At 46.3% G+C, this 19,134-nt stretch carries 15 protein-coding genes; 9 read left to right on the forward strand and 6 right to left on the reverse strand.

Annotated features, from left to right (window positions below):
• Positions 1–95 precede the first annotated feature (95 nt).
• On the reverse strand, positions 96–1,679 hold the full coding sequence (gene serA / locus QUA27_RS00340) for a phosphoglycerate dehydrogenase (protein WP_333065608.1): 1,584 nt from the start codon (positions 1,677–1,679) through the stop codon (positions 96–98).
• Positions 1,680–2,188: 509 nt separating this feature from the next.
• Between serA and QUA27_RS00345 the strand changes: the two genes are divergently transcribed.
• The 6 genes from QUA27_RS00345 to QUA27_RS00370 all read left to right on the forward strand — a co-directional run bounded on the left by QUA27_RS00345 (position 2,189) and on the right by QUA27_RS00370 (position 9,823).
• Positions 2,189–3,223: an RRXRR domain-containing protein gene (locus QUA27_RS00345; RefSeq protein WP_333065609.1), complete on the forward strand. Its 1,035-nt coding sequence runs from the start codon at positions 2,189–2,191 to the stop codon at positions 3,221–3,223.
• Positions 3,224–3,270: 47 nt separating this feature from the next.
• Entirely contained in the window at positions 3,271–3,777 is a 507-nt protein-coding gene (locus QUA27_RS00350; RefSeq protein WP_333065611.1) for a hypothetical protein, read from the forward strand.
• 77 nt (positions 3,778–3,854) lie between these two features.
• A complete protein-coding gene (locus QUA27_RS00355) occupies positions 3,855–4,469 on the forward strand; it encodes a Uma2 family endonuclease (RefSeq protein WP_333065612.1) in 615 nt (204 codons plus the stop codon).
• A 217-nt stretch (positions 4,470–4,686) separates the two neighbouring features.
• Entirely contained in the window at positions 4,687–7,965 is a 3,279-nt protein-coding gene (locus QUA27_RS00360; RefSeq protein ID WP_333065614.1) for a DEAD/DEAH box helicase, read from the forward strand.
• Positions 7,966–7,980: 15 nt separating this feature from the next.
• Positions 7,981–8,805 (forward strand): SWIM zinc finger family protein, encoded by an 825-nt coding sequence (locus QUA27_RS00365; RefSeq protein ID WP_333065615.1) that lies wholly within the window; start codon positions 7,981–7,983, stop codon positions 8,803–8,805.
• A gap of 238 nt (positions 8,806–9,043) precedes the next feature.
• Positions 9,044–9,823: a photosystem II electron transport protein, Sll1252 family gene (locus QUA27_RS00370; protein WP_333065616.1), complete on the forward strand. Its 780-nt coding sequence runs from the start codon at positions 9,044–9,046 to the stop codon at positions 9,821–9,823.
• A 179-nt stretch (positions 9,824–10,002) separates the two neighbouring features.
• Here the strand turns inward: QUA27_RS00370 and QUA27_RS00375 are convergent, their stop codons facing one another.
• Positions 10,003–10,803 (reverse strand): SDR family NAD(P)-dependent oxidoreductase, encoded by an 801-nt coding sequence (locus QUA27_RS00375; RefSeq protein ID WP_333065617.1) that lies wholly within the window; start codon positions 10,801–10,803, stop codon positions 10,003–10,005.
• Positions 10,804–10,885: 82 nt separating this feature from the next.
• Here QUA27_RS00375 and QUA27_RS00380 point away from each other — a divergent pair, with 82 nt between their 5' ends.
• The gene (locus QUA27_RS00380; RefSeq protein ID WP_333065619.1) at positions 10,886–12,220 is read left to right on the forward strand and encodes a BAR domain-containing protein; all 1,335 of its coding nucleotides are present in this window, start codon (positions 10,886–10,888) and stop codon (positions 12,218–12,220) included.
• A 65-nt stretch (positions 12,221–12,285) separates the two neighbouring features.
• Here the strand turns inward: QUA27_RS00380 and QUA27_RS00385 are convergent, their stop codons facing one another.
• From QUA27_RS00385 to QUA27_RS00395, 3 genes are all read right to left on the reverse strand, one after another.
• Positions 12,286–12,522 (reverse strand): 2Fe-2S iron-sulfur cluster-binding protein, encoded by a 237-nt coding sequence (locus QUA27_RS00385; protein WP_333065620.1) that lies wholly within the window; start codon positions 12,520–12,522, stop codon positions 12,286–12,288.
• 68 nt (positions 12,523–12,590) lie between these two features.
• Positions 12,591–14,057 carry a cobyric acid synthase CobQ gene (cobQ, locus tag QUA27_RS00390; RefSeq protein ID WP_333065621.1) on the reverse strand — a complete coding sequence of 489 codons (1,467 nt, stop codon included), beginning with the start codon at positions 14,055–14,057 and terminating at the stop codon, positions 12,591–12,593.
• Between the two features lie 339 nt (positions 14,058–14,396).
• Positions 14,397–16,037 (reverse strand): Ycf66 family protein, encoded by a 1,641-nt coding sequence (locus QUA27_RS00395; RefSeq protein ID WP_333065622.1) that lies wholly within the window; start codon positions 16,035–16,037, stop codon positions 14,397–14,399.
• Between the two features lie 372 nt (positions 16,038–16,409).
• Here QUA27_RS00395 and QUA27_RS00400 point away from each other — a divergent pair, with 372 nt between their 5' ends.
• Together QUA27_RS00400 and QUA27_RS00405 are read left to right on the forward strand one after the other, a co-directional pair.
• Entirely contained in the window at positions 16,410–16,592 is a 183-nt protein-coding gene (locus QUA27_RS00400; protein ID WP_333065624.1) for a QAALIT motif small membrane protein, read from the forward strand.
• 372 nt (positions 16,593–16,964) lie between these two features.
• Positions 16,965–17,402: a DUF6918 family protein gene (locus QUA27_RS00405; protein WP_333065626.1), complete on the forward strand. Its 438-nt coding sequence runs from the start codon at positions 16,965–16,967 to the stop codon at positions 17,400–17,402.
• A gap of 120 nt (positions 17,403–17,522) precedes the next feature.
• On the opposite strand, the gene QUA27_RS00410 is transcribed toward QUA27_RS00405, so the two are convergent.
• The gene (locus tag QUA27_RS00410) at positions 17,523–19,025 is read right to left on the reverse strand and encodes a nickel/cobalt transporter (RefSeq protein ID WP_333065627.1); all 1,503 of its coding nucleotides are present in this window, start codon (positions 19,023–19,025) and stop codon (positions 17,523–17,525) included.
• Positions 19,026–19,134 lie beyond the last annotated feature (109 nt).

Consider the following 19,134-nt stretch of genomic DNA (forward strand, 5'->3'; position numbering starts at 1 on the left):
ATAGAAAAATTCCCGCTTTCAGGCCAATGACCAATGACCAATTACCCATTACCAATTATCAGTCCTGGCATCCAAAATCTAAACTTCTAAATCCGTCAAAGATTTACCGTGTAAGCATCCCGAATTCCCGGAACTTTTAGGATCTCCGCCAGTATCCCCTCTGGTAGAGGGTCATCGAGGCTCAAAACCATCACCGCATCGCCTCGCACGATTTTACGGCCTACCTGCATACTGGCAATATTGACATTAAAACTGCCCAATTGGGAACCAATTTTGCCAATAATCCCCGGCATATCGCGGTGCAGGGTAAACAGCATATGGTGAGTGGGGGAAACGTTGACCGGGAAATCGTCAACGCTGGTAATCCGAATTTCGCTTTCGCCGAGCACTGCACCTGTCACTGTGTGTTCGCCGAGAGTTCCCTTAGCCGAGAGGTGCAGGGAGCCGGTGTAGTCGCGAATTGAGGCGTCTCTGGTTTCGACGACGCGAATCCCGCGTTCTTTGGCTTCGATGCTGGCGTTGACGTAGTTAACGCGCTCTCGCAGGGCTTGGGAGAGCAGGCCTTTGAGGGCAGCAACGACTACGGGCTGGCTTTGGTTGCTTGCCAATTCGCCTTGCAGTTGGACGTTGAGGTAATCGACTCGGCCTCCGGCTAGCTGGCTGACGAGGTTGCCGAGGGTTTCGGCGAGTTGCAGGTAGGGTTTGAGTTTTTCGATCGAGTCTGGGAAAATGCCGGGTATGTTGACAGCCGATCGTGCGGGCAATCCCAACAGCACGTCGCGAATTTGTTCAGCAACGTCGATCGCCACATTTACCTGAGCTTCCGCTGTGGATGCTCCCAAGTGGGGCGTCAGGACGATATTCTGGCCGACATTCCGCAACGGGGAATCGGCTTCGAGGGGTTCGTGTTCGTAAACGTCCAAAGCTGCGCCGGCGATCTTGCCTTCTTTGATGGCTTCTGCGAGGGCTGCTTCGTCGATGATGCCGCCTCTGGCGCAGTTTATGATGCGGGCCGTGGGCTTCATTTTCGACAGCACCTCAGCGTTAATTAAGTGCAGGGTTTCCGGCGTTTTGGGGATGTGTAGGGTGATGTAGTCGGATTCCCGCATCAGCAGTTCGAGTTCTACCAAGCGGCAGCCCAACTGGTCGGCTCTTTCGGTGGAAATGAAGGGGTCGTAGGCCAGCAGTTTCATGCCCATTGCTTTGGCTGCGGCCGCGAGGTGAGAGCCGATTTTGCCCAAACCGACGATGCCGAGGGTTTTTTTGTAAACTTCTACGCCGATAAAGCGGTTGCGTTCCCATTTACCACCTTTGACGGATGCGTTGGCTTCCGGGATGTGGCGGGACATGGAGAGCATCATGGCGATCGCGTGTTCGGCGGCGGCGATCGTGTTGCCTTCGGGGGAATTGACGACTACAATTCCTTTGCGGGTAGCGGCGGGTACATCGACATTATCTACGCCGACGCCGGCTCTGCCGATAATTTTAAGTGAATTCCCTGCTTCAATGATTTCTTTGGTAACTTGGGTGCCCGAACGGATCATCAAAGCGTCGTAATCTGGAATAATTTTTACCAGTTGTTCGGCTGAGAGTCCTGTGTTTACGTCAACTTGCGCGACTTGGGAGAGGATGTCAATTCCGGCTTGGTCGATCGGATCCGATACTAGAACTTTAGGCATAGCAAGCAATTGAGTGCAATAGTAAAAATAGACCGAGCGTTGGCGAGCTCAAAGTTGAGACTTTTGACTTAGAGCAGTATCTAACAGCTCAGCTCAAGCTTGCCTTTGTGCAGTTTGAATTGTATCTGTATTCGGTCAAGGTAGGCCGTTTTTTGCGTGAAATATTTTAGCTTTGCGGGCGATCGGACTCTCTGACCGCGTTAAAATCCCCCAACGGCTTAGCTAGTATGTCTTTTCTGGCTATAATAGACTTTGGCTATTCCAGCCTAATTATCAGGAATTGTTTTCTAGTCACTAACCCCAGCCTTAAGGCATGGGGCAAGAAAGAGGAAGACTCACCACTTTCTTAATTCAAGACTAAAACAGTGTCTAGCCTGCGTCTTCAAGACAAACTGAGCCATCTGGGAGTGGTATCCCAACTCACGTTAAGAATGCTTCCCTAGTTTTTAACCGCTCAGATGTGCCAGTGGCGAAGGGAAATATATACCTAGTAATAGGGCTTATTGCAAATGTTTGTTCCAGTTTTAGATAGCGAAAATAGACCGCTAATGCCGACAACTCCAAGCAGGGCAAAGCGTTGGATTAAGTCTGGCAAGGCAACACCATTTTGGAAAAAAGGAGTGTGGGGTGTTCGACTCAATGTAGAACCATCCAACACGCACCGCCAACCGATAGCGGTCGGTATTGACCCCGGTTCAAAGAGAGAAGCCTTTACAGTCAAATCCAAAGCTCATACCTACCTCAACGTGCAAACTCATGCGGTCGATTGGGTGAAAGACCGTATAGAAATTAGGCGAAATATGCGACGTGCCAGGCGTTTTCGCAAGACACCATGCCGTCTAAACCGAGCTAACCGACTGGTCAACAAAAATCGCATCCCTCCGTCAACTAAAGCCAGGTGGCAGTGGAAATTAAGGATGGCTAAGTGGTTAGCTTTGATGTTCCCCATATCAGCTTTTGTTGTAGAAGACATCAAGGCTCGGACATGGAAAAACGGACGCAATTGGAATGTGTCATTTAGCCCTCTGGAAGTAGGTAAACGATGGTTTTATGGGGAACTTACTCGTATTGCTCACCTTGAAATCAAAACGGGTAACGATACCTATAACCTGCGCCAAAGTCTAGGACTCAAGAAATCAAAGCAGAAGTTGTCAAACAAGTTTGAGGCTCACTGTGTTGATTCCTGGGTACTAGCTAATTGGTATGTGGGAGGACAGGTAGTACCTGACAACACCGCATTGATAGAGGTAATTCCTCTTGAATTTCACAGACGGCAACTACACCGATTGCAGCATTGTGCCGGTCATATTCGCTCGCGTTACGGCGGTACTTTGAGCGCAGGATTCAAGCGCGGCTCAATTGTTAAACATGGAAAGTATGGGTTTTGCTATGTAGGTGGATGGCTTGAGTCACCCACAAAAAAAGACCCAAGCCGGAAAACAATTAGTTTGCACAGTTTAGGTACTGGCAAACGATTGTGTCAAAATGCGTTGCCTGCAGATTGTAAGTTTTTGTCTTACAACTCGTGGCGTATTGCAAATTAATTGTAAAGCCGTCCTATAAGGACGGGGTTTCAAACCCAGGATTTTTGATGAATTATCTTATCGCCGTACTGCCCGATCGAATTCAAGCCGAAGCTGCCTACTGTGCTCTGGAAAAAGAAGGCTTGCCTATGAAGCAAGTGAGCATTTTGGGTCGCGGCTACAAAACTGCTGATGAATTTGGCTTGATCGACCCCAACCAGCAAGCGAAGAAACAAGCTAAACTCATGGCTATTTGGCTGATTCCCTTTGGCTTTATTGCTGGCGTTACTTTCAGTCTGATGACTGAGTTGAAGACTTTCGCCTGGGCGGGCGAAATTGGCGATCACGCAATCGGTGGCTTACTCGGTGCGATCGCCGCTGCAATGGGGAGCGTTTTTGTTGGAGGCGCGGGCGGTATGGCTTTTGGTAGTGGCGATGCTTTGCCCTACCGCAACCGTTTGAATGCGGGTAAATTTTTGATTGCGGTTAAGGGTACTGATGATTTGACTGGGAAAGCTGCCAATATTTTGCAGCAGTTTGAACCGGAAAATATCCAAGGTTACACAGAGACTTAGTTATTTGTTGACTGTCAACAGTTGACAGTTAACGGTTAACTGTTGATAGTCAACTCGTGTAATATTTGAAGGCAGTTATGGAATTACAAACTATCCCCCTACATTCTCCTCTAGAATTAACGCTCGAATTAACAGACGAGCAGTTTTTTAAGTTGTGTACAGACAACCGGGATTTGAGATTTGAGCGCACTGCAACGGGAGAATTAATTATTATGCCGCCTGCTAGTAGCGATACAGGCAGACGGAATGCGGCTCTAAGTTTTCAAATCGAAGGTTGGAGCCGTCAAAATAAGCATTTGGGAATTGCTTTTGATTCTTCAACTGGATTTAAACTGCCCGACGGTACAGATATTTCTCCCGACGGTGCTTGGGTGCGGCGCGATAGGTGGGATGGTTTAACTCCCGAACAAAAAGAGAAATTTGCGCCGATTTGTCCAGATTTTGTGGTGGAATTGCGTGAAGCGAAGCTATCCCGAAGGGAATCGACCACTGACTCGCTAGAAAAATTGCGGGCTAAAATGAAAGTGTATGTGAAAAATGGAGCGAGGTTGGGATGGTTGCTCGATCGCAAAAATCGGAAAGTAGAAATCTCCCGTCAAGGTAGAGAAGTAGAAATTTTAGATGAACCTGCAACTCTGTCAGGGGAAGATATATTACGCGGTTTTGTTTTGGATTTAACTGATATTTTCTAAATTTGTAAGAAGACTCGGCGTTTGAAACCGCATCTATAAAGTCAAAACCCGCCGATGCGGGTTAAAGAGGACAACTGGGGTAAAATTGCGTTATTCTCTTTAGTCGGCATCCAGCAGACATGGATGGTTTGTATAAACCTGCTTTCAACCGCCTTCTTATCTTTTCCCACTCATTCATGATATGATAGGCTGCCAAAGGTTGCGTTTGGTATGACCTATGAAAATCCTCCACGGGACTTGGATTCCTCAAGCAGAAGAGAATTTTATTCAAGGTGGAACGTTTTATATTTGGGTTGAAACCACTGAAAAGAAAAAACAGCCTGCTAAGGTTCATCCCCGACAATTGAAGACGGCACAGTTAAAAGAGTTTCTAACGAAAGAAGCCGGTATTCAACTGCAACCAGTCAGCAATACAAGTGCGATGGGGCTAGAATACGCGATCGTCCCTCGGTATTTTTTACTGCCCACTGCCGACAACCAGCCGTTGCCATCTTTAGAACTAGCGCGATATTTAGAGACAGAGTTACCCGAAACATTTGAGTTGGAGTATTGGGAAGTTGATTGTGTGTCCATCGCCACCCACATTTTGACTAAAGTATTGAACGATCTGCATTTTTTGGCCCTCTACGATTTAGCAGAAGTTCAGTTTGGTTCAGACTTGCTATTTTGGTATCACTACACCCAATTTTTTAAGCAAATTGTTCTGAAAGATCATTATATTCCGGCGTTGCGCTATCGAGAAACTGCTCCGATCGCGATCGCACCCATCGAAACATCCGAACCCGCTGAGAAAGCCACGCGCGGGCGCAAGAAAGCGGGCGAGACAAAAACCAAAACAACTGCAAAAACTCCAAAAACAACTGCCAAAATTGCACCCAGCTTTGAGATTTATCCGGGATGGGAAATTGTTTCAACACAGTACGAAACTGATTTACCACGCTATGTGGAATGGATGCCTTTAGTTTGTGTGTCCGGTTTTCGGAAGATCCAGCTACAAGATACACCAAAGTTCTACGATCGCGAACGGTTGCTGCGGCATTTTTCCGAGTGTGCGATCGCCGAAATTGTCACTCAAACCCCCATCCCAGCATCGTTTGAGAATAAGATTGCGGATTCTTTACTCCAAATCTGCCTCAACCAAACACGAAAAATCGCGCGAGTAAGCCTTGAACAATACCGGCAATGGCAAACCTGGCGCGATCGCATTACGCGCAATCAATCTGCTGACTCATTCTCCCTCTGCTTTCAACTACAATCCCCCGAAAACCCCGAACAGCCTTGGGTTTTAGAGTTTCAGGTGGCTGCGAAAAAAGACCCATCTCTGCGGATGCCGTTGCAGGATTATTGGCGATCGCGATCGACTCAACAAAAACAGTTGCAAATACAATTCGGAGACAACTTTGAGCAACATTTGCTGACAAATCTCGGCTACGCTGCCCGTATTTATCCCCAACTTTGGCAAGGGCTAGAAACCGACAAACCCGTTAACATTTCCCTCAGCTTAGATGATGCTTTCACCTTCCTCAGCGAGTCCGCTTGGGTATTAGAAGATGCCGGATACAAAGTGATAGTCCCCGCTTGGTGGACGCCGAAGGGACGACAGCGGGCGAAGATTCGACTGCAAGTCAAAGGGAAGGGCAGCAAGAGCGCTGCAATCAAGGGTAAAGGATTGTTTTCGGCGGATTCCTTGGTGGAATATCAATATGAATTGGCGATCGGGGGTGAACGGGTTAGCGAACAAGAATGGCAGGCGTTAGTAAATAGCAAAACACCGCTGGTGCAGTTCCGAGGACAATGGATGGAACTGGACAAAGACAAGATGCAGGAGATGTTGGAGTTTTGGAAAAAACATCGCCAAGAAAACCCCGATTTAAGCTTGATTGACTTTATGAAGTTGACGGCAGAAGGAGAAGCGAGCGAACAGTTGGAGGTTGAGCGCGATCGCACTTTATCGGATATGTTGGAGAAGCTGCACGATAAGAGTCGGTTAGAGTTAATTGCAGATCCAGCAAAGTTTGAGGGCAAGTTACGGGATTACCAAAAGCGCGGCGTTTCTTGGTTGAGTTATTTGGAAAGTTTGGGATTAAATGGCTGTCTTGCAGATGATATGGGTTTGGGTAAATCGGCGCAGGTAATTGCTCGATTATTGCAAGAAAGAGAAGTTTTATCTCCTACAAAAGAGACGGAAAAAGCAATCGCACCTTCGGTTCTCCCCACGCTGCTAATTGCGCCCACTTCCGTAGTTGGTAACTGGCAAAAGGAAATGGAAAAGTTTGCTCCAGAATTGCGATCGCTCATACACCACGGCCCTCAACGTTTGCAAGATGCCAAAGCATTTAAAGCCGCCGTCCAAGATTGCGATATGTTGATTACTTCCTTTACCTTGGTGCGAAAAGATGAGAAGCTGTTGAGCAGCGTAGCGTGGCATCGCGTGGTAATTGATGAAGCGCAGAATATTAAAAATCCGAAAGCGGCGCAAACCAAGGCGATTTTAAAGTTACCCGCTACCCATCGACTAGCATTGACTGGAACACCCGTGGAAAATCGATTGCTGGATTTATGGTCAATTTTTAATTTCCTCAATCCGGGCTATCTGGGCAAAGAGGCACAGTTTCGGAAGTTGTTTGAGATCCCGATTCAAAAAAATGGGAGTCGCACGCAATCGGCAGCGCTCAAAAAATTAGTGGAACCCTTTATTCTCCGGCGCCTGAAAACCGATAAGTCGATTATTCAGGATCTCCCCGACAAAGTTGAGCAAAAACTCTACTGCAATCTCACCCGCGAGCAAGCCTCGCTTTATGAAGCGATCGTCAAAGAGGTAGAACAAGAAATTGACGCGGCGGAAGGGATGAAGCGCAAGGGGATGATTTTGGCGACACTGCTGAAGCTGAAGCAAATTTGTAACCATCCGCGCCAGTTTTTGCAAGATGAAAGTGAGTTTACACCAGAGCGATCGCACAAACTGGAACGGCTGATCGAGATGATTGAGGAAGTCAAAGCAGAAGGCGAAAGTTTATTGGTATTTACGCAGTTTACAGAACTGGGAAGCGCGTTGGAAAAATATATTAAACAAACGCTACATTACAACACTTACTACATCCACGGGGGAACCAGTCGCGAAAAACGGGAACGGATGATTTCCGAGTTTCAAGATCCAGAGTCTGAACCTTCGGTATTTATTCTGTCACTGAAGGCGGGCGGCGTGGGAATTACGCTGACAAAAGCCAATCACGTGTTCCATTTCGATCGCTGGTGGAATCCGGCAGTGGAAGATCAGGCAACGGATCGGGCGTTTCGGATCGGACAGCAAAAAAATGTGTTTGTGCATAAGTTTGTGGCGATTGGCACTTTGGAAGAAAAGATTGACCAAATGATTGAGGACAAAAAGAAATTGGCAGGTTCAATTATTGGTGCTGATGAATCGTGGCTGACTGAATTGGATAATGAGGCATTTAAGAAGTTAATTAGGCTCAATAAAAATGCGGTTCTCGATTAGGAAAAAATTAAAAATATGTCACAATTTACTCGGACTTGGTGGGGCAATAAATTTATCGATGCGTTAGAAAGATTTACCGATTCGGGGCGACTCGGACGGGGACGTTCCTATGCACGGAATGACAAGGTAAAAAGCTTTAAGATTAATGATGGCTTAGTGATGGCAGAAGTCAGGGGGTCGGTAAATCCTTATTTTGGGGTTTATAAGGAGCCTCTGTACAAAACTAAAATAGAGTTTCAGGCGATTAGTCAGGCAAAGTGGGAATTGGCGATCGCCCAAATGGCATCGAAAGCCAGCTTCATTTCCCGGCTGCTACTCAACGAAATGCCTGACAACATTGAAAATGCTTTCTCACCCCTCGGATTGCACCTTTTACCCAGCAGCCGCGAGGACTTTAAGACTACTTGCTCTTGCCCAGACTATAGCAATCCCTGCAAACATATTGCCGGAGTTTATTATTTGGTGGCGGCCGAATTAGACAAAGATCCATTTTTACTGTTTGAATTACGGGGGCTTTCTAAGGAAGTGCTGCACCGCGAATTGGCAAAAACGCCTTTGGGAATGGCGCTTTCTGCCGAGTTAACGGCGGATGCAGCGGCCCCTGTGGCGGTGGATTCCTATTACACGCAGGCGATCGCCAGTGAGGCGCCAACGGTCAGCCTGAAAGAGTTTTGGCATGGTGCGAAGCGATTACCGCAGACGATTGAGGTGGCAGCGCAAAGTGGGGTAAGTGCGATCGTGGTGAAGAAACAGGGAGATTTTCCACAGTTTTGGCACAAGGATGGTTCGTTTATTGAGGCGATGGAAGAGTTGTATTTGCGGGTGAAGAAGAATAAGTAGTTGGGTGGACAATTTTGCTGCCATACTCGATCGAGCTCCTGCAAAAACTTTAACTCGAAGACTTCATACATTTGGTACAATAATCGTGCTCATCATATCAGCTTTATCAGCAACTAAAATCATAAAATCGTTATTTGATGATTTTAGACTATAATTAAGTTAGTGCGACTGTTAAAAAAGTAGACTTTTTAGTTACAGCAAGCTTTGGCAATTGCAAATTAGAATCTAAAATTGACTGATGTTACCAAGAGAAGAACTGTTAAAAGGCATTGAAAACCGCGAATGTGTGGCGCGGGCGATCGACCAAGCGGAACAAGCAATTAAAACTTGGGAAGTTACTCTGACTGATTTTCTGTCGCCGCCAGAATTGGCGGACACTCTGAGTGTATTTAAGCGCTTAACTGATGTGGAATTAGTGGCTTGGGGCGGCTACCCGCAAGCTGAAAGACAAAGAATTGCGATCGCGCGATCGGATATCCCGATCGACTCTGCTAGCGTTAACGTTGCTGCGGTAGAAATCGCTGGCAATTTCTTGTTCGATACAGCTTCTCACCGCGACTTTTTGGGGGCGATGTTGGGTACGGGAATTGTCCGCGAGAAAACTGGCGATGTGATTGTTTTGGGAGAACGCGGCGCGCAAGCCATTGTCATGCCGGAGATGGTAGAGTATTTGGAGATGAGTTTGCAGCAAGTGCGATCGGTTCCTGTGCAAACGCGGCGCATTGAGTTGAGCGAACTAAAAATTAGAGAACCCAAAAAGAAAGAAATGACCACCGTTGAAGCATCCATGAGATTGGATGCTGTAGCCTCGGCTGGATTCGCAATGTCTCGCAGCAAAATGGCGGATTTAATTGATAGTGGCGACGTGCGAGTTAACTGGAAAGACGTTACTCAAGCTAGTTATAATGTCAAGTCTGGAGATTTAATTGCTGTTACGGGCAAGGGAAGATTGGAAATTGGGGAAGTTGCTGTTACTAAAAAAGAACGCTATCGAGTGCAGTTAACTCGATATTTGTAATTCTGGGAATTAGTAATTGGGAATTGGGAATTGGGAAGTTTTTTCCCTGTTCCTTTTTCCCTATATCGGCTAAATGGGTTAAATCTCGTACACAATCTGTTGCCGAACTTTCCTAGAACCCACCTCGGTTAAATCCGTTAAATCCCGTAGACTACTTCCTTGCCGAACATCCTTCGTAATTACGCTTTCGCCCGGAACACCTTTTCTACCGACTTCACCAAAACTTCTCGCGGCATCAATCGAGGCATATTGGCGATGATTTGATTGGGAATTCCCCCTGTGACAACATTAGACTCATTTTTGTCTAAAGCTTTCAAAGCATCTCGCACTACTTCCGCTGCGGGAACGAGTTTTTGTCCGCTGCTGGATGCCATTGATTTCGGGAATTCAGCTACTGCAAAAAAGTCCGATTCGGTCGGCCCGGGACAAAGGCATAAAACGTGAATTCCTAAGTCTTTGTTTTCCGCCCAAAGTGCCTCACTGAAACTTAAAACAAAAGCTTTAGTAGCTGCATACATCGACAAGTACGGCATCGGTTGAAAAGCTGCGATGGAGGCAACATTGATGATACTTCCTGCTTTTCGCTGGCGCATTCCCTGCAAAAATAAGTGCGAAAGTTCAACTAATGCTACAATATTTAGTTGCACCATTGTTAGTTGTTTCGCAAGCGGGCGATCGGCAAAAACACCATAATCGCCAAAACCCGCATTATTCACCAACAAATCAACCGTCCAACCTTTTTTAACAACCGTATCAAATACAGAAGTTCCAGCGCCCGGTGCGCTCAAATCTTGCACGATCACTTCTACCTGAACTTTGAATTGTTGTTGCAGTGTACCAGCTAGCTGTTGCAATTTGTCTTCGGAACGAGCTACCAAGATTAGATTGTGCTGGCGTTTGGCTAATTCGGCGGCAAAGGCTGCGCCAATTCCGCCAGAAGCACCGGTGATTAAAGCAGTGGGCATGAACTTAATTCGCATTATTTAATAGAAACTTTATATATTTTAACAATTATTGTGACGGGGAACCTGTAAAATAATTAAAAGGGAATAGGTGAGTTTTATGGCGCGTCTTACCGATCGAGCTTTTGAAATTTTGCGGGCCGAAGTTCACAAGTGCGCGGCGGCTGATAATCTCACCGGTGATGTCTACCAACGGATGGTAATCAAGCGGTTGGAGAAGTTACGCTTGCAAAACGGCACTTTCGCCTCAAGAGAAGAAATTCGCGATACCTTCAAAGACGAATTTCCCAACTTCAGCGAACAAGCTCTCAAAGCAGCCGTCAAAGCGAACCGCCCGCCCGGATTGTTCGATCAAATTATTTTTGCTGGGAGTTTGTTGGGAAGTGCTGCAGGGATAATTTGGCTGCTAAATCTACCTTTTCCGATGATTCGCTGGCCCGTGGCCAAAACAATGCCGATATTGTTGCTGCCGAGTTTTATCAGTATGGATCACAATTACCGGCAGGCGATCGCCCTTGTGGAACAATCCGATCAACTGGTGAATAAAGCCACGGCTGTCGCTGATTTTGACTTGGGCGAAATAAAAGCAAAAGAGGCTCAAAAACACCTCGACGCCTTGCCGGTGTGGTTCCTGGGCTACTATCCCCAAACTTACTGCAATTTTTTTGGCTGCAGTTGGCGGTTTACACTCGATGAATTTGAAGCCGCCCGCAAAAATGTCGGGCGGATGGAGGCTCAGATTTTTCAGCAAAAAAATGCTTTTACTCAGTTAAATCAAGTCGAACAAACGCTAAAAGCCGCGAAACAGGAGTATCAGCAAGCCAAAACGGCTGCGGATAGACAAAAAGCGACGGTAAATTGGCAAAGTGCGATCGATCAACTCAATCAAATTCCCGCCGAAACCCTCGCGGGAGAAACGGCTAAGAAAACACTCAAAGCAGCAGAAAGAGACTTTCAAGAAATGGGCGGCGTCGCCACCGGTTCTGTACGGGCCGACAACTTAATTGAAGCTGCCAAAGAATTTGCTCTCTCCGCCGCCGTCGCCTCCCAAAAACCGCCACATCCCGCCGCACACTGGGAGCAAATAGCAGAATTGTGGCAAGAAGGAATTAACAGACTGAAATTGGTTTCTGTCGATAACCCGGGCTATCTCGACGCTCAAACTAAACTCGCTGAATATCAAAAAAATTTAGGAATTACCCAGATTAGATTGGAAGCAGAAAAAGATTCTGCAACAGCTTTGCAAGAAGCTAAAAGCTTGTTGGCCAACTTGCAAAAAGATGTGAATTCTCAAAATCCCGGTTACTCCCTCAGCCAGTTGCAACAAATTATCAATCAATTAGAATCGGTGAAACCTGGGACAACTGCTTATCCCGAATCCCAAAAATGGCTGCAATCTGCTCGCAAGAAACAGCAAGAATGGCAAAAAAATTAGTCAGTTGTCAGTTGTCACTCAACAGTTAACAGTCAACCGTCAAAAGTCAACTGTCAACTAACCAATTACCAAGTCGGGTCAACATAAAGATTAATTGTCACTTGCTTTTTCCCCGAAGGGATGGCGGAAATACAAGCACAAATCGTATCTCCGCCATCAATTTCTACTTCGCAAGCGTGACAAGAACCCATGAGGCAGCCAGTAGGAATAGAAACCCCTGCACGTTTAGCTACATCTAGCAAAAGCTCTCCTGGCTCAGCTTCAACTGTCACGTTATCAGGTAAAAAACAAACTTTTGTCATTGAATTTGAACCTCAACTCTAACAAACAATAATCAACAGTTAACAGTCAACAGTCTACAGTTAACTAATTAACCTAAAATATGCTTGATATCTAAATGCTTTTCCACCGTATCTGCTAGAGAGTCTAACAGAGTTTCTCGGTGTTCTCGGTAATTAGGAATACCTGTAGGCAATGCGCGGAGTCCCCGCTGCTGTCGCAAGTGATTTAACCAAGCTCGCCGCCAAGCTCCGTTGTCAAAGATGCCGTGCAGGTATGTACCCCAAATTGATTGAGAAGTATTGACAATGCCTAAACTAGCATCGTCAAATAACGGTTGAGTCAAATCTGACTCTAGGATTTGCGTTTTTCCTTGATGAATTTCGTAACCGAAAACTGGCAAACCCGGTTGAGGATAGTTAGATGTTACGATTCGTTGGCGCGCAATTTTGTTCGGTGCCATCGCAGTTTTCAAAGGCAGCAATCCCAATCCTGGGAATTCTCCCTTTTCTCCCTCAATGCCTTCTTTATCGGTGATACTTTGTCCCAACATCTGAAAGCCGCCGCAAACTCCCATGACTGTACCGCCAGCTACTAAATAATTTTGAATAGCTTTTGCCATACCTGTTTGGCGCAGCACCTGCAAATCGGCAATTGTAGTTTTAGAGCCTGGTAAAATAACGGCGTCTGGATGGCCTAACTGGTCTTTTGGGCTGACATATTTGACAGTAACGCTAGTTTCCGACTCTAGAGGGTCAAAGTCGGTAAAATTGGAAATTCGGGGCAGGCGGATGACCGAAATATTGATGTCGGTTTGAGAATTAGGAGAACGTCGATCGAGCAAATCGAGAGAATCTTCTGAGGGAAACACATCGTCTATCCAAGGAATCACCCCAACTACCGGGATTCCCGTCCTTTCTTCTAGCCAAGTCAAGCCCGGATCTAAGATCGATTTTTGCCCTCGGAACTTATTAATAATGAATCCTTTAATTAAAGCTCGTTCGTCGGGATCGAGCAATTCCAAAGTACCGATAATGTGAGCAAAAGCACCGCCCCGATCGATATCAACTACTAGCAAAGTTCGAGCTTTTAAATATTTAGCTACCCGCATATTTGTTAAATCGCGGTGTTTGAGATTAATCTCAGCAGGGCTACCGGCTCCCTCACACACAATCATGTCAAATTCTTGGCAGAGAAATTCTAAAGATTCCCGAATAGCTTGCCAGCCGAGATCGAAATACTGCTCGTAATATTGAGATGCTCGCACATTGGCGATCGCCCTGCCTTTGACAATCAATTGAGAAGTCATGTCTCCTTGTGGCTTGAGCAAAATCGGATTCATTTCTACCCAAGGTGCGACGCCCGCAGCCCAAGCTTGCACTGCTTGAGCGTAACCAATTTCTCCACCGGCGGCTGTGACATAGGAATTCAGCGCCATATTCTGACCTTTAAACGGAGTTACCCGCCAGCCTCGCCGAGCAAAGATTCGACACAAAGCTGCCACGAGTAAAGATTTCCCTGCGTGAGATGTTGTTCCCACGACCATAATTGCTTTCATAATATTAAGAGAGAAGGAAGTTCGGCAACGAAGCAGCGTAAGGGATTTAATATTTATTCCGGTTACACCGTCCGTGATTGTTGATTGTTGATTATTAACTGTTGACGGGCGAGTCTAAAAACTAAATGGTTGAGTGTTAACTGTTGACTCGATTTTATTATTCCGATGCAACCAGAACCCATATAACGGATTTAACGCATTTAACCGATGGATTTTGAGGACTGAAGTCAAGCGTGAAGGAAGAGGGCAGAAGAAAAAAGTAAGAAGTAAGAAGTAAAAAGTAAGAAGGCAGAAGGCAGAATCAAAAAAAATTCTGGTTTCTACCTTTTACTTTCTGCCTCAAGATGACGGCTTATCTTCGCCGGATACCTTCTCCGACTTGGATTCAGTGGCAGGTTTAGCAGTTTCGACTAGATTCGGATCGGGGGGATTCAGGGGACTCAATTCAGTTTGTTCTGCCTCAGAAGAGAGTTCTTCACCTGTTGATTCGATCGAGATCACTGATACTGAAACCGTTTCCACCTGCACGCTCAACCCAGGTTCTCCCGGTACTTCTATCTCTACAGGCTCTGCCATTTCCACCACAGTCATTTCCAGAGATACAGCAGGGGCTTCTGCTTCTGGTACGCCTGCTGCTTCCGGTTCACCAACGGCAGCCAGCGGTGTCTGGGTTTCCAGAGATACAGCAGGGGCTTCTGCTTCTGGTACGCCTGCTGCTGCTTCCGGTTCACCAACGGCAGCCAGAGGTGTCTGGGTTTGGGCGGACGATCGATCTTCGATCGGAGTTTCCCCTATTTTGTCAGAACTCGCGGTTTCTGTGGCCATCAAAAAGGCCATTGCTTCAACATCGTTGGGAAACGGCACTCCTTGGCTTGTTTCCACAACAGTGTTGCTACTTTCGGCTGCCACTTCCGCAGCCACCTCGGCTAATTCGGATTCGAGAATTTGGTCGATACCCGGTGCAGGAGTTGCCGTTATTTTAGATTCAGGTGCGATCGATTCTGGAGTCGCTGAAGGTTTTGGCGTCTGGGGAGTTGCATCAGACTTGTTTTTACCCGCACCGAGTCCTAACATACCGCCGAGACTATTTTTGAAATTGCCGAACAGACTTGCGAAACCGCCGGATTTTTTAGCTGGTTTAGGAGGAGTAGGAGGAGTAGGAGGAGTTGGGGCCGCCGCCGCTGCCGCTGCCGCCTGCGACTCTTTAACGGCTGTCCTCCATTCTGTTTCCTCGTCAAAATCATCTACTTCTGGCTGCTGTGGAGGTTCTGGCTGAGCCTCTGCTGGCTCCACACTTGGTGCAACGGCTATTTCTGAAATTTCTAGAGGTAGAGGTGGAGGAGTGAAGCTGCTGGCTAATTCTGCTGGGGTTGGTGAAGTTTCAGCAGCAGGAGTTTCGACTGAAAAGACTGGAATTTCTGCAATTGCAGGTGGTTTCGAGTCGGGGATTTTCAATTCAGGGGCGATCGCACTTTTTTCAGTCGTCGGAGCGATCGAACTTTCAGCAATACTTTCAACTATGGGGGGAATCGCCGGCTGTTCCTCTAGCTTTACCTCGCCCTTATCCAGAGTGGGTGCTGCAACCACATCAGTTTTCGGTTTGGGCGATCGAACAAACTTAGGTTTTTTCGCTGCAGGTTCTTGTTTCTTGGGAAACAAGCCCGCCAACAGTCCACCTGCTGCCCCCGGCAAAATGACCGACTGAGGAATCGGCGTTTGCTCAGCAACGGGTGTCACCTGCCGGCGCAAAGTCAGAGTTTCCCAGGCAAACCAGCCCAACATAGCCACGCCCGCCATTTGACCAAGCAGGAGAGCACCAGTAATTCGTCCCGCACAAGCCCATAAAATTAACGCATAAAAAAGCCCTACCCCGCTCCAGGTAAAATCACTTTTGCGGTGCACTTCTGGAAAAAAGAAGGCCGCCATGTAAATACTGAAGCTGCCTAGACCGACCGCCAACGCCAGAATGTATGCAAGCATCTTGTCGGTACCTCCGCTGTGTCAAATAACTTCTACGCGCTAATTCTACCTTTGAGAGAGACTCAACGGCTTCTTTCTCTAGGACAATTCTTGATTTGTAGGGAAGTTTGCCAACGAACCGGTGTAAGGAATTTAACACGTTCAACCGATGTTGACGGTACAAGTGCCAGGAAAGATTTCCCACTCTCCCCCAGTTCCCTAGGGCCCATCACCCCCTATCCCCACACCCCCTATCCCCATCACCCCCTCCTGAGTGGTGATAGATGTCACTTAAACTATGCCCGTGCGATCGCACCAAGCGACTGAGGATGTTTATATGTTGGAGGTGTAAGAGGAATTATGCCCTAGGGCATATGTATGGGAGACAAGGCCATGTTAGAAAAACTATTATTAGCCGCCGGCTTAACCTTATCGCTTCAAATATTTCCCGGACTAAGCACTTCCGCGAAATTGCCGAAAAATTTGGTAGTGCGATCGAGCGATCGCCCGGCTCAAACCCTGAAACTTCCCATTGTTGCAGTACCTGCGGGCATCAAGCCGAATGTCCAATCCTAATGATACGTGCCAGATCATACCTGCAAGTGCGATCGGACTTAGGCAGAGCCTTTCTAATATTTTTTTCGAGCTGTTCTCTTTTTTATGTGACTGTTTACAACTCATCAGTTTGTAGTCAGGGCTTTAGTCCTCATTAATATCACCTAATAAGGACTAAAGCCCTTACTACAAACCTAGGCAAATAATTAGTAGCAGATAGAACATTAATTCCCATAACATACTAAACAAATCTCAACATTAGGTGGTGTCATCGACACATTCAAACCTTAAAAAACTTGGCAAACCTTGAGTAAAGGGTCAAAATAGATATATGATGTCAGATTGAGCTTAAAGCTAATAAGCACATTGACTATTAAATCAAGGAAAGTGAAAATGGGACTTAGTGATATTCTCTTGAATGAAAACCACAGAGAAACTTTTGTTGATGACTGTGTAAAGTTGATAGACCAACAAGTTGCTGCAGCGTCAGGATTGGGTGGTATGGCTCTGAAAGCTGCCTACTCTACTGTCAAGGGGATACGGGCTGACTATTGCGCCCAAGTCGTCGATCAACTTCTGCCAGAAATTTCGATCGCACTCGATCCGATGTGGACTGAAGCCGTAAACAATGGCAACCCAGTCGAATATTTTGCTCAAAGAAAAGGTGAAGTAGCAGACGAATTGCTCCAGATAAGTGACAAAAGGGTCGAGAAAAGCACAAGAGGGATGGTTAAAGGCGCTTATGCCAAACTCCGCCCCTCAGCTAAGACTTATGTAGAAAAGGGAGTACCGGATTTAGCCGAAATTATTAATAAACATAGTGCCGCCTGATAAGTGAGCAACGGCTAAAAAACAGAATACCCAGATACCCGGCTTTTTCTAGAAATCGGGTATCTAAAAGCAGACTTATTCGTAAGTTTGCTGTTAGGAGAAAGAGTCCTAATTTTAGGCTTATCCATTGCCAATTACCCACTGATTTGCAGCCAATATTTTCAACATCGCCTGTCCGGTAATTCCCAACCCCAAAAACATTACAAACATCGCACTAATCGCCGGCAGAAATTTAACTGCTGTTATCTGTTTTGGCAGTTTATCAAAATTTCGTTTGGCATAAACTAAGATTAACCCGATCGCACTCAGCACTAAAGCCAATCCCAAACTAAACGCTACCACTAACGTCATTCCCAAACCAACATTGCCCAAAGCCGACGCGCTCAACAGCATCACCAAAGCGGAAGGACAAGGCAACAAACCGCCGGAAATTCCCAACGCTAATAAGCTTTTCCAAGTAATAGCAGAACCATCTGCACCGGGCGGCAAATGCGAGTGAATCCGGCCGTCTCCGTGATGGTGGTAGTGGTGAGATATATCCGGTTTTACAGGCTTAAATTCTCGCTCCCAACTTCCTCTACTCAAAAGATTCACTGGTTCTTCACATTCCGCAGTAAGGACTTTACTCCTTAAAAACCAGTTTTTATTAAAAATTTTAGTTTTGATTTTTTTGAAAACTTCAGTCCTCACTACCAACCTAGTCTTAATTTTTGATAATAGTAAGTTGAACCCGATTAAGGCTACTAATAAACCAGAGATTAAACTCAGCCAAGGATCTAATTTTTCCGGGTCGATCAAGTTAGAAGCAAACAAAGTAATTCCGCCCACAGCAAATACGCCGGCAGTGTGAGTAATTGTAGTGGTCGCTGCTAGAAATAAAGCGTGTACCGGAGTAGCCCGCGAACCCACTAAATAAGCGCCGACTATGGTTTTTCCGTGTCCGGGCGACATCGCGTGCACGCATCCCCAAGCAAATGCTCCCGCTATTGCTAGCAGTAAACTCCAACCTGAATCCCAGATAGATTCCTTTCCTGCTAACAAAAACTCGCGGTTTTGCGGCGTAAACACAAAGCTTTTTACAGCACCCGCTTGCACAATCGTAGCTTGACAGCTAGCTGTCACCACTCCGGGAAAAAACAGATTGTAATTAATCCGCAATTTCTCGGGTTTAGAAATGGAAATTGAGTCAGGTAAACCGGGGGTTTTATCTTGAGAAGGTGCGGGCCAGGTGTAGTCTAAAATTAAGGTGCTGTGGGTATTTGGCTGCTGGATTAAGCTGGCGGTTTTAGCTGCTATTTCTAGCGGTTTTACTGCTAGGGAGCCTTGAATATTGCTACTGTTGGTGAGGCGGATTTGTTGGCTAAAAAACTTTTCTAGCTGTGTTTGGTGGCTGCGAACTTCAGCAGGTTGTAGCTGGCTGTCTCGATTGTCGTCGGCGAAGTTTGTTAAACCGGTTGGGAAGGTTAATGTTATTTCGGTTTGCAAATCGTTGACTACTATTTCTGCTACGGATAAGTCTGACCAGTGCGAGTAAACTGGTCTGGTTGAGGTTGTTAGTAACAATGAAACTGTCAGGAAAAATAGGATGAGTAATTTTGATATTCGGTTAAGTTTGTACTGCATAAATACAATTTTTTCGGTATTTTGTTTTAGTGTTTGTGATTTTTTAGGCGCGCGATATTTTCGTGATTATCACAGTCCGCCAGGGGTTGAAACCCCTGTCTAATAGCGA

It is taken from the genome of Microcoleus harperi Pol14_C6, assembly GCF_036701295.1.
GTDB lineage: Bacteria > Cyanobacteriota > Cyanobacteriia > Cyanobacteriales > Microcoleaceae > Microcoleus.

Coding starts and splice junctions, on each gene's coding strand:
- QUA27_RS00370 (WP_333065616.1), top strand. CDS start 9,044: ATGTTACCAAGAGAAGAACTGTTAAAAGGCATTGAAAACCGCGAATGT.
- QUA27_RS00405 (WP_333065626.1), top strand. CDS start 16,965: ATGGGACTTAGTGATATTCTCTTGAATGAAAACCACAGAGAAACTTTT.
- QUA27_RS00400 (WP_333065624.1), top strand. CDS start 16,410: ATGTTAGAAAAACTATTATTAGCCGCCGGCTTAACCTTATCGCTTCAA.
- serA (WP_333065608.1), bottom strand. CDS start 1,679: ATGCCTAAAGTTCTAGTATCGGATCCGATCGACCAAGCCGGAATTGAC.
- QUA27_RS00345 (WP_333065609.1), top strand. CDS start 2,189: ATGTTTGTTCCAGTTTTAGATAGCGAAAATAGACCGCTAATGCCGACA.
- QUA27_RS00350 (WP_333065611.1), top strand. CDS start 3,271: ATGAATTATCTTATCGCCGTACTGCCCGATCGAATTCAAGCCGAAGCT.
- QUA27_RS00365 (WP_333065615.1), top strand. CDS start 7,981: ATGTCACAATTTACTCGGACTTGGTGGGGCAATAAATTTATCGATGCG.
- QUA27_RS00355 (WP_333065612.1), top strand. CDS start 3,855: ATGGAATTACAAACTATCCCCCTACATTCTCCTCTAGAATTAACGCTC.
- QUA27_RS00410 (WP_333065627.1), bottom strand. CDS start 19,025: ATGCAGTACAAACTTAACCGAATATCAAAATTACTCATCCTATTTTTC.
- QUA27_RS00360 (WP_333065614.1), top strand. CDS start 4,687: ATGAAAATCCTCCACGGGACTTGGATTCCTCAAGCAGAAGAGAATTTT.
- cobQ (WP_333065621.1), bottom strand. CDS start 14,057: ATGAAAGCAATTATGGTCGTGGGAACAACATCTCACGCAGGGAAATCT.
- QUA27_RS00375 (WP_333065617.1), bottom strand. CDS start 10,803: ATGCGAATTAAGTTCATGCCCACTGCTTTAATCACCGGTGCTTCTGGC.
- QUA27_RS00385 (WP_333065620.1), bottom strand. CDS start 12,522: ATGACAAAAGTTTGTTTTTTACCTGATAACGTGACAGTTGAAGCTGAG.
- QUA27_RS00395 (WP_333065622.1), bottom strand. CDS start 16,037: ATGCTTGCATACATTCTGGCGTTGGCGGTCGGTCTAGGCAGCTTCAGT.
- QUA27_RS00380 (WP_333065619.1), top strand. CDS start 10,886: ATGGCGCGTCTTACCGATCGAGCTTTTGAAATTTTGCGGGCCGAAGTT.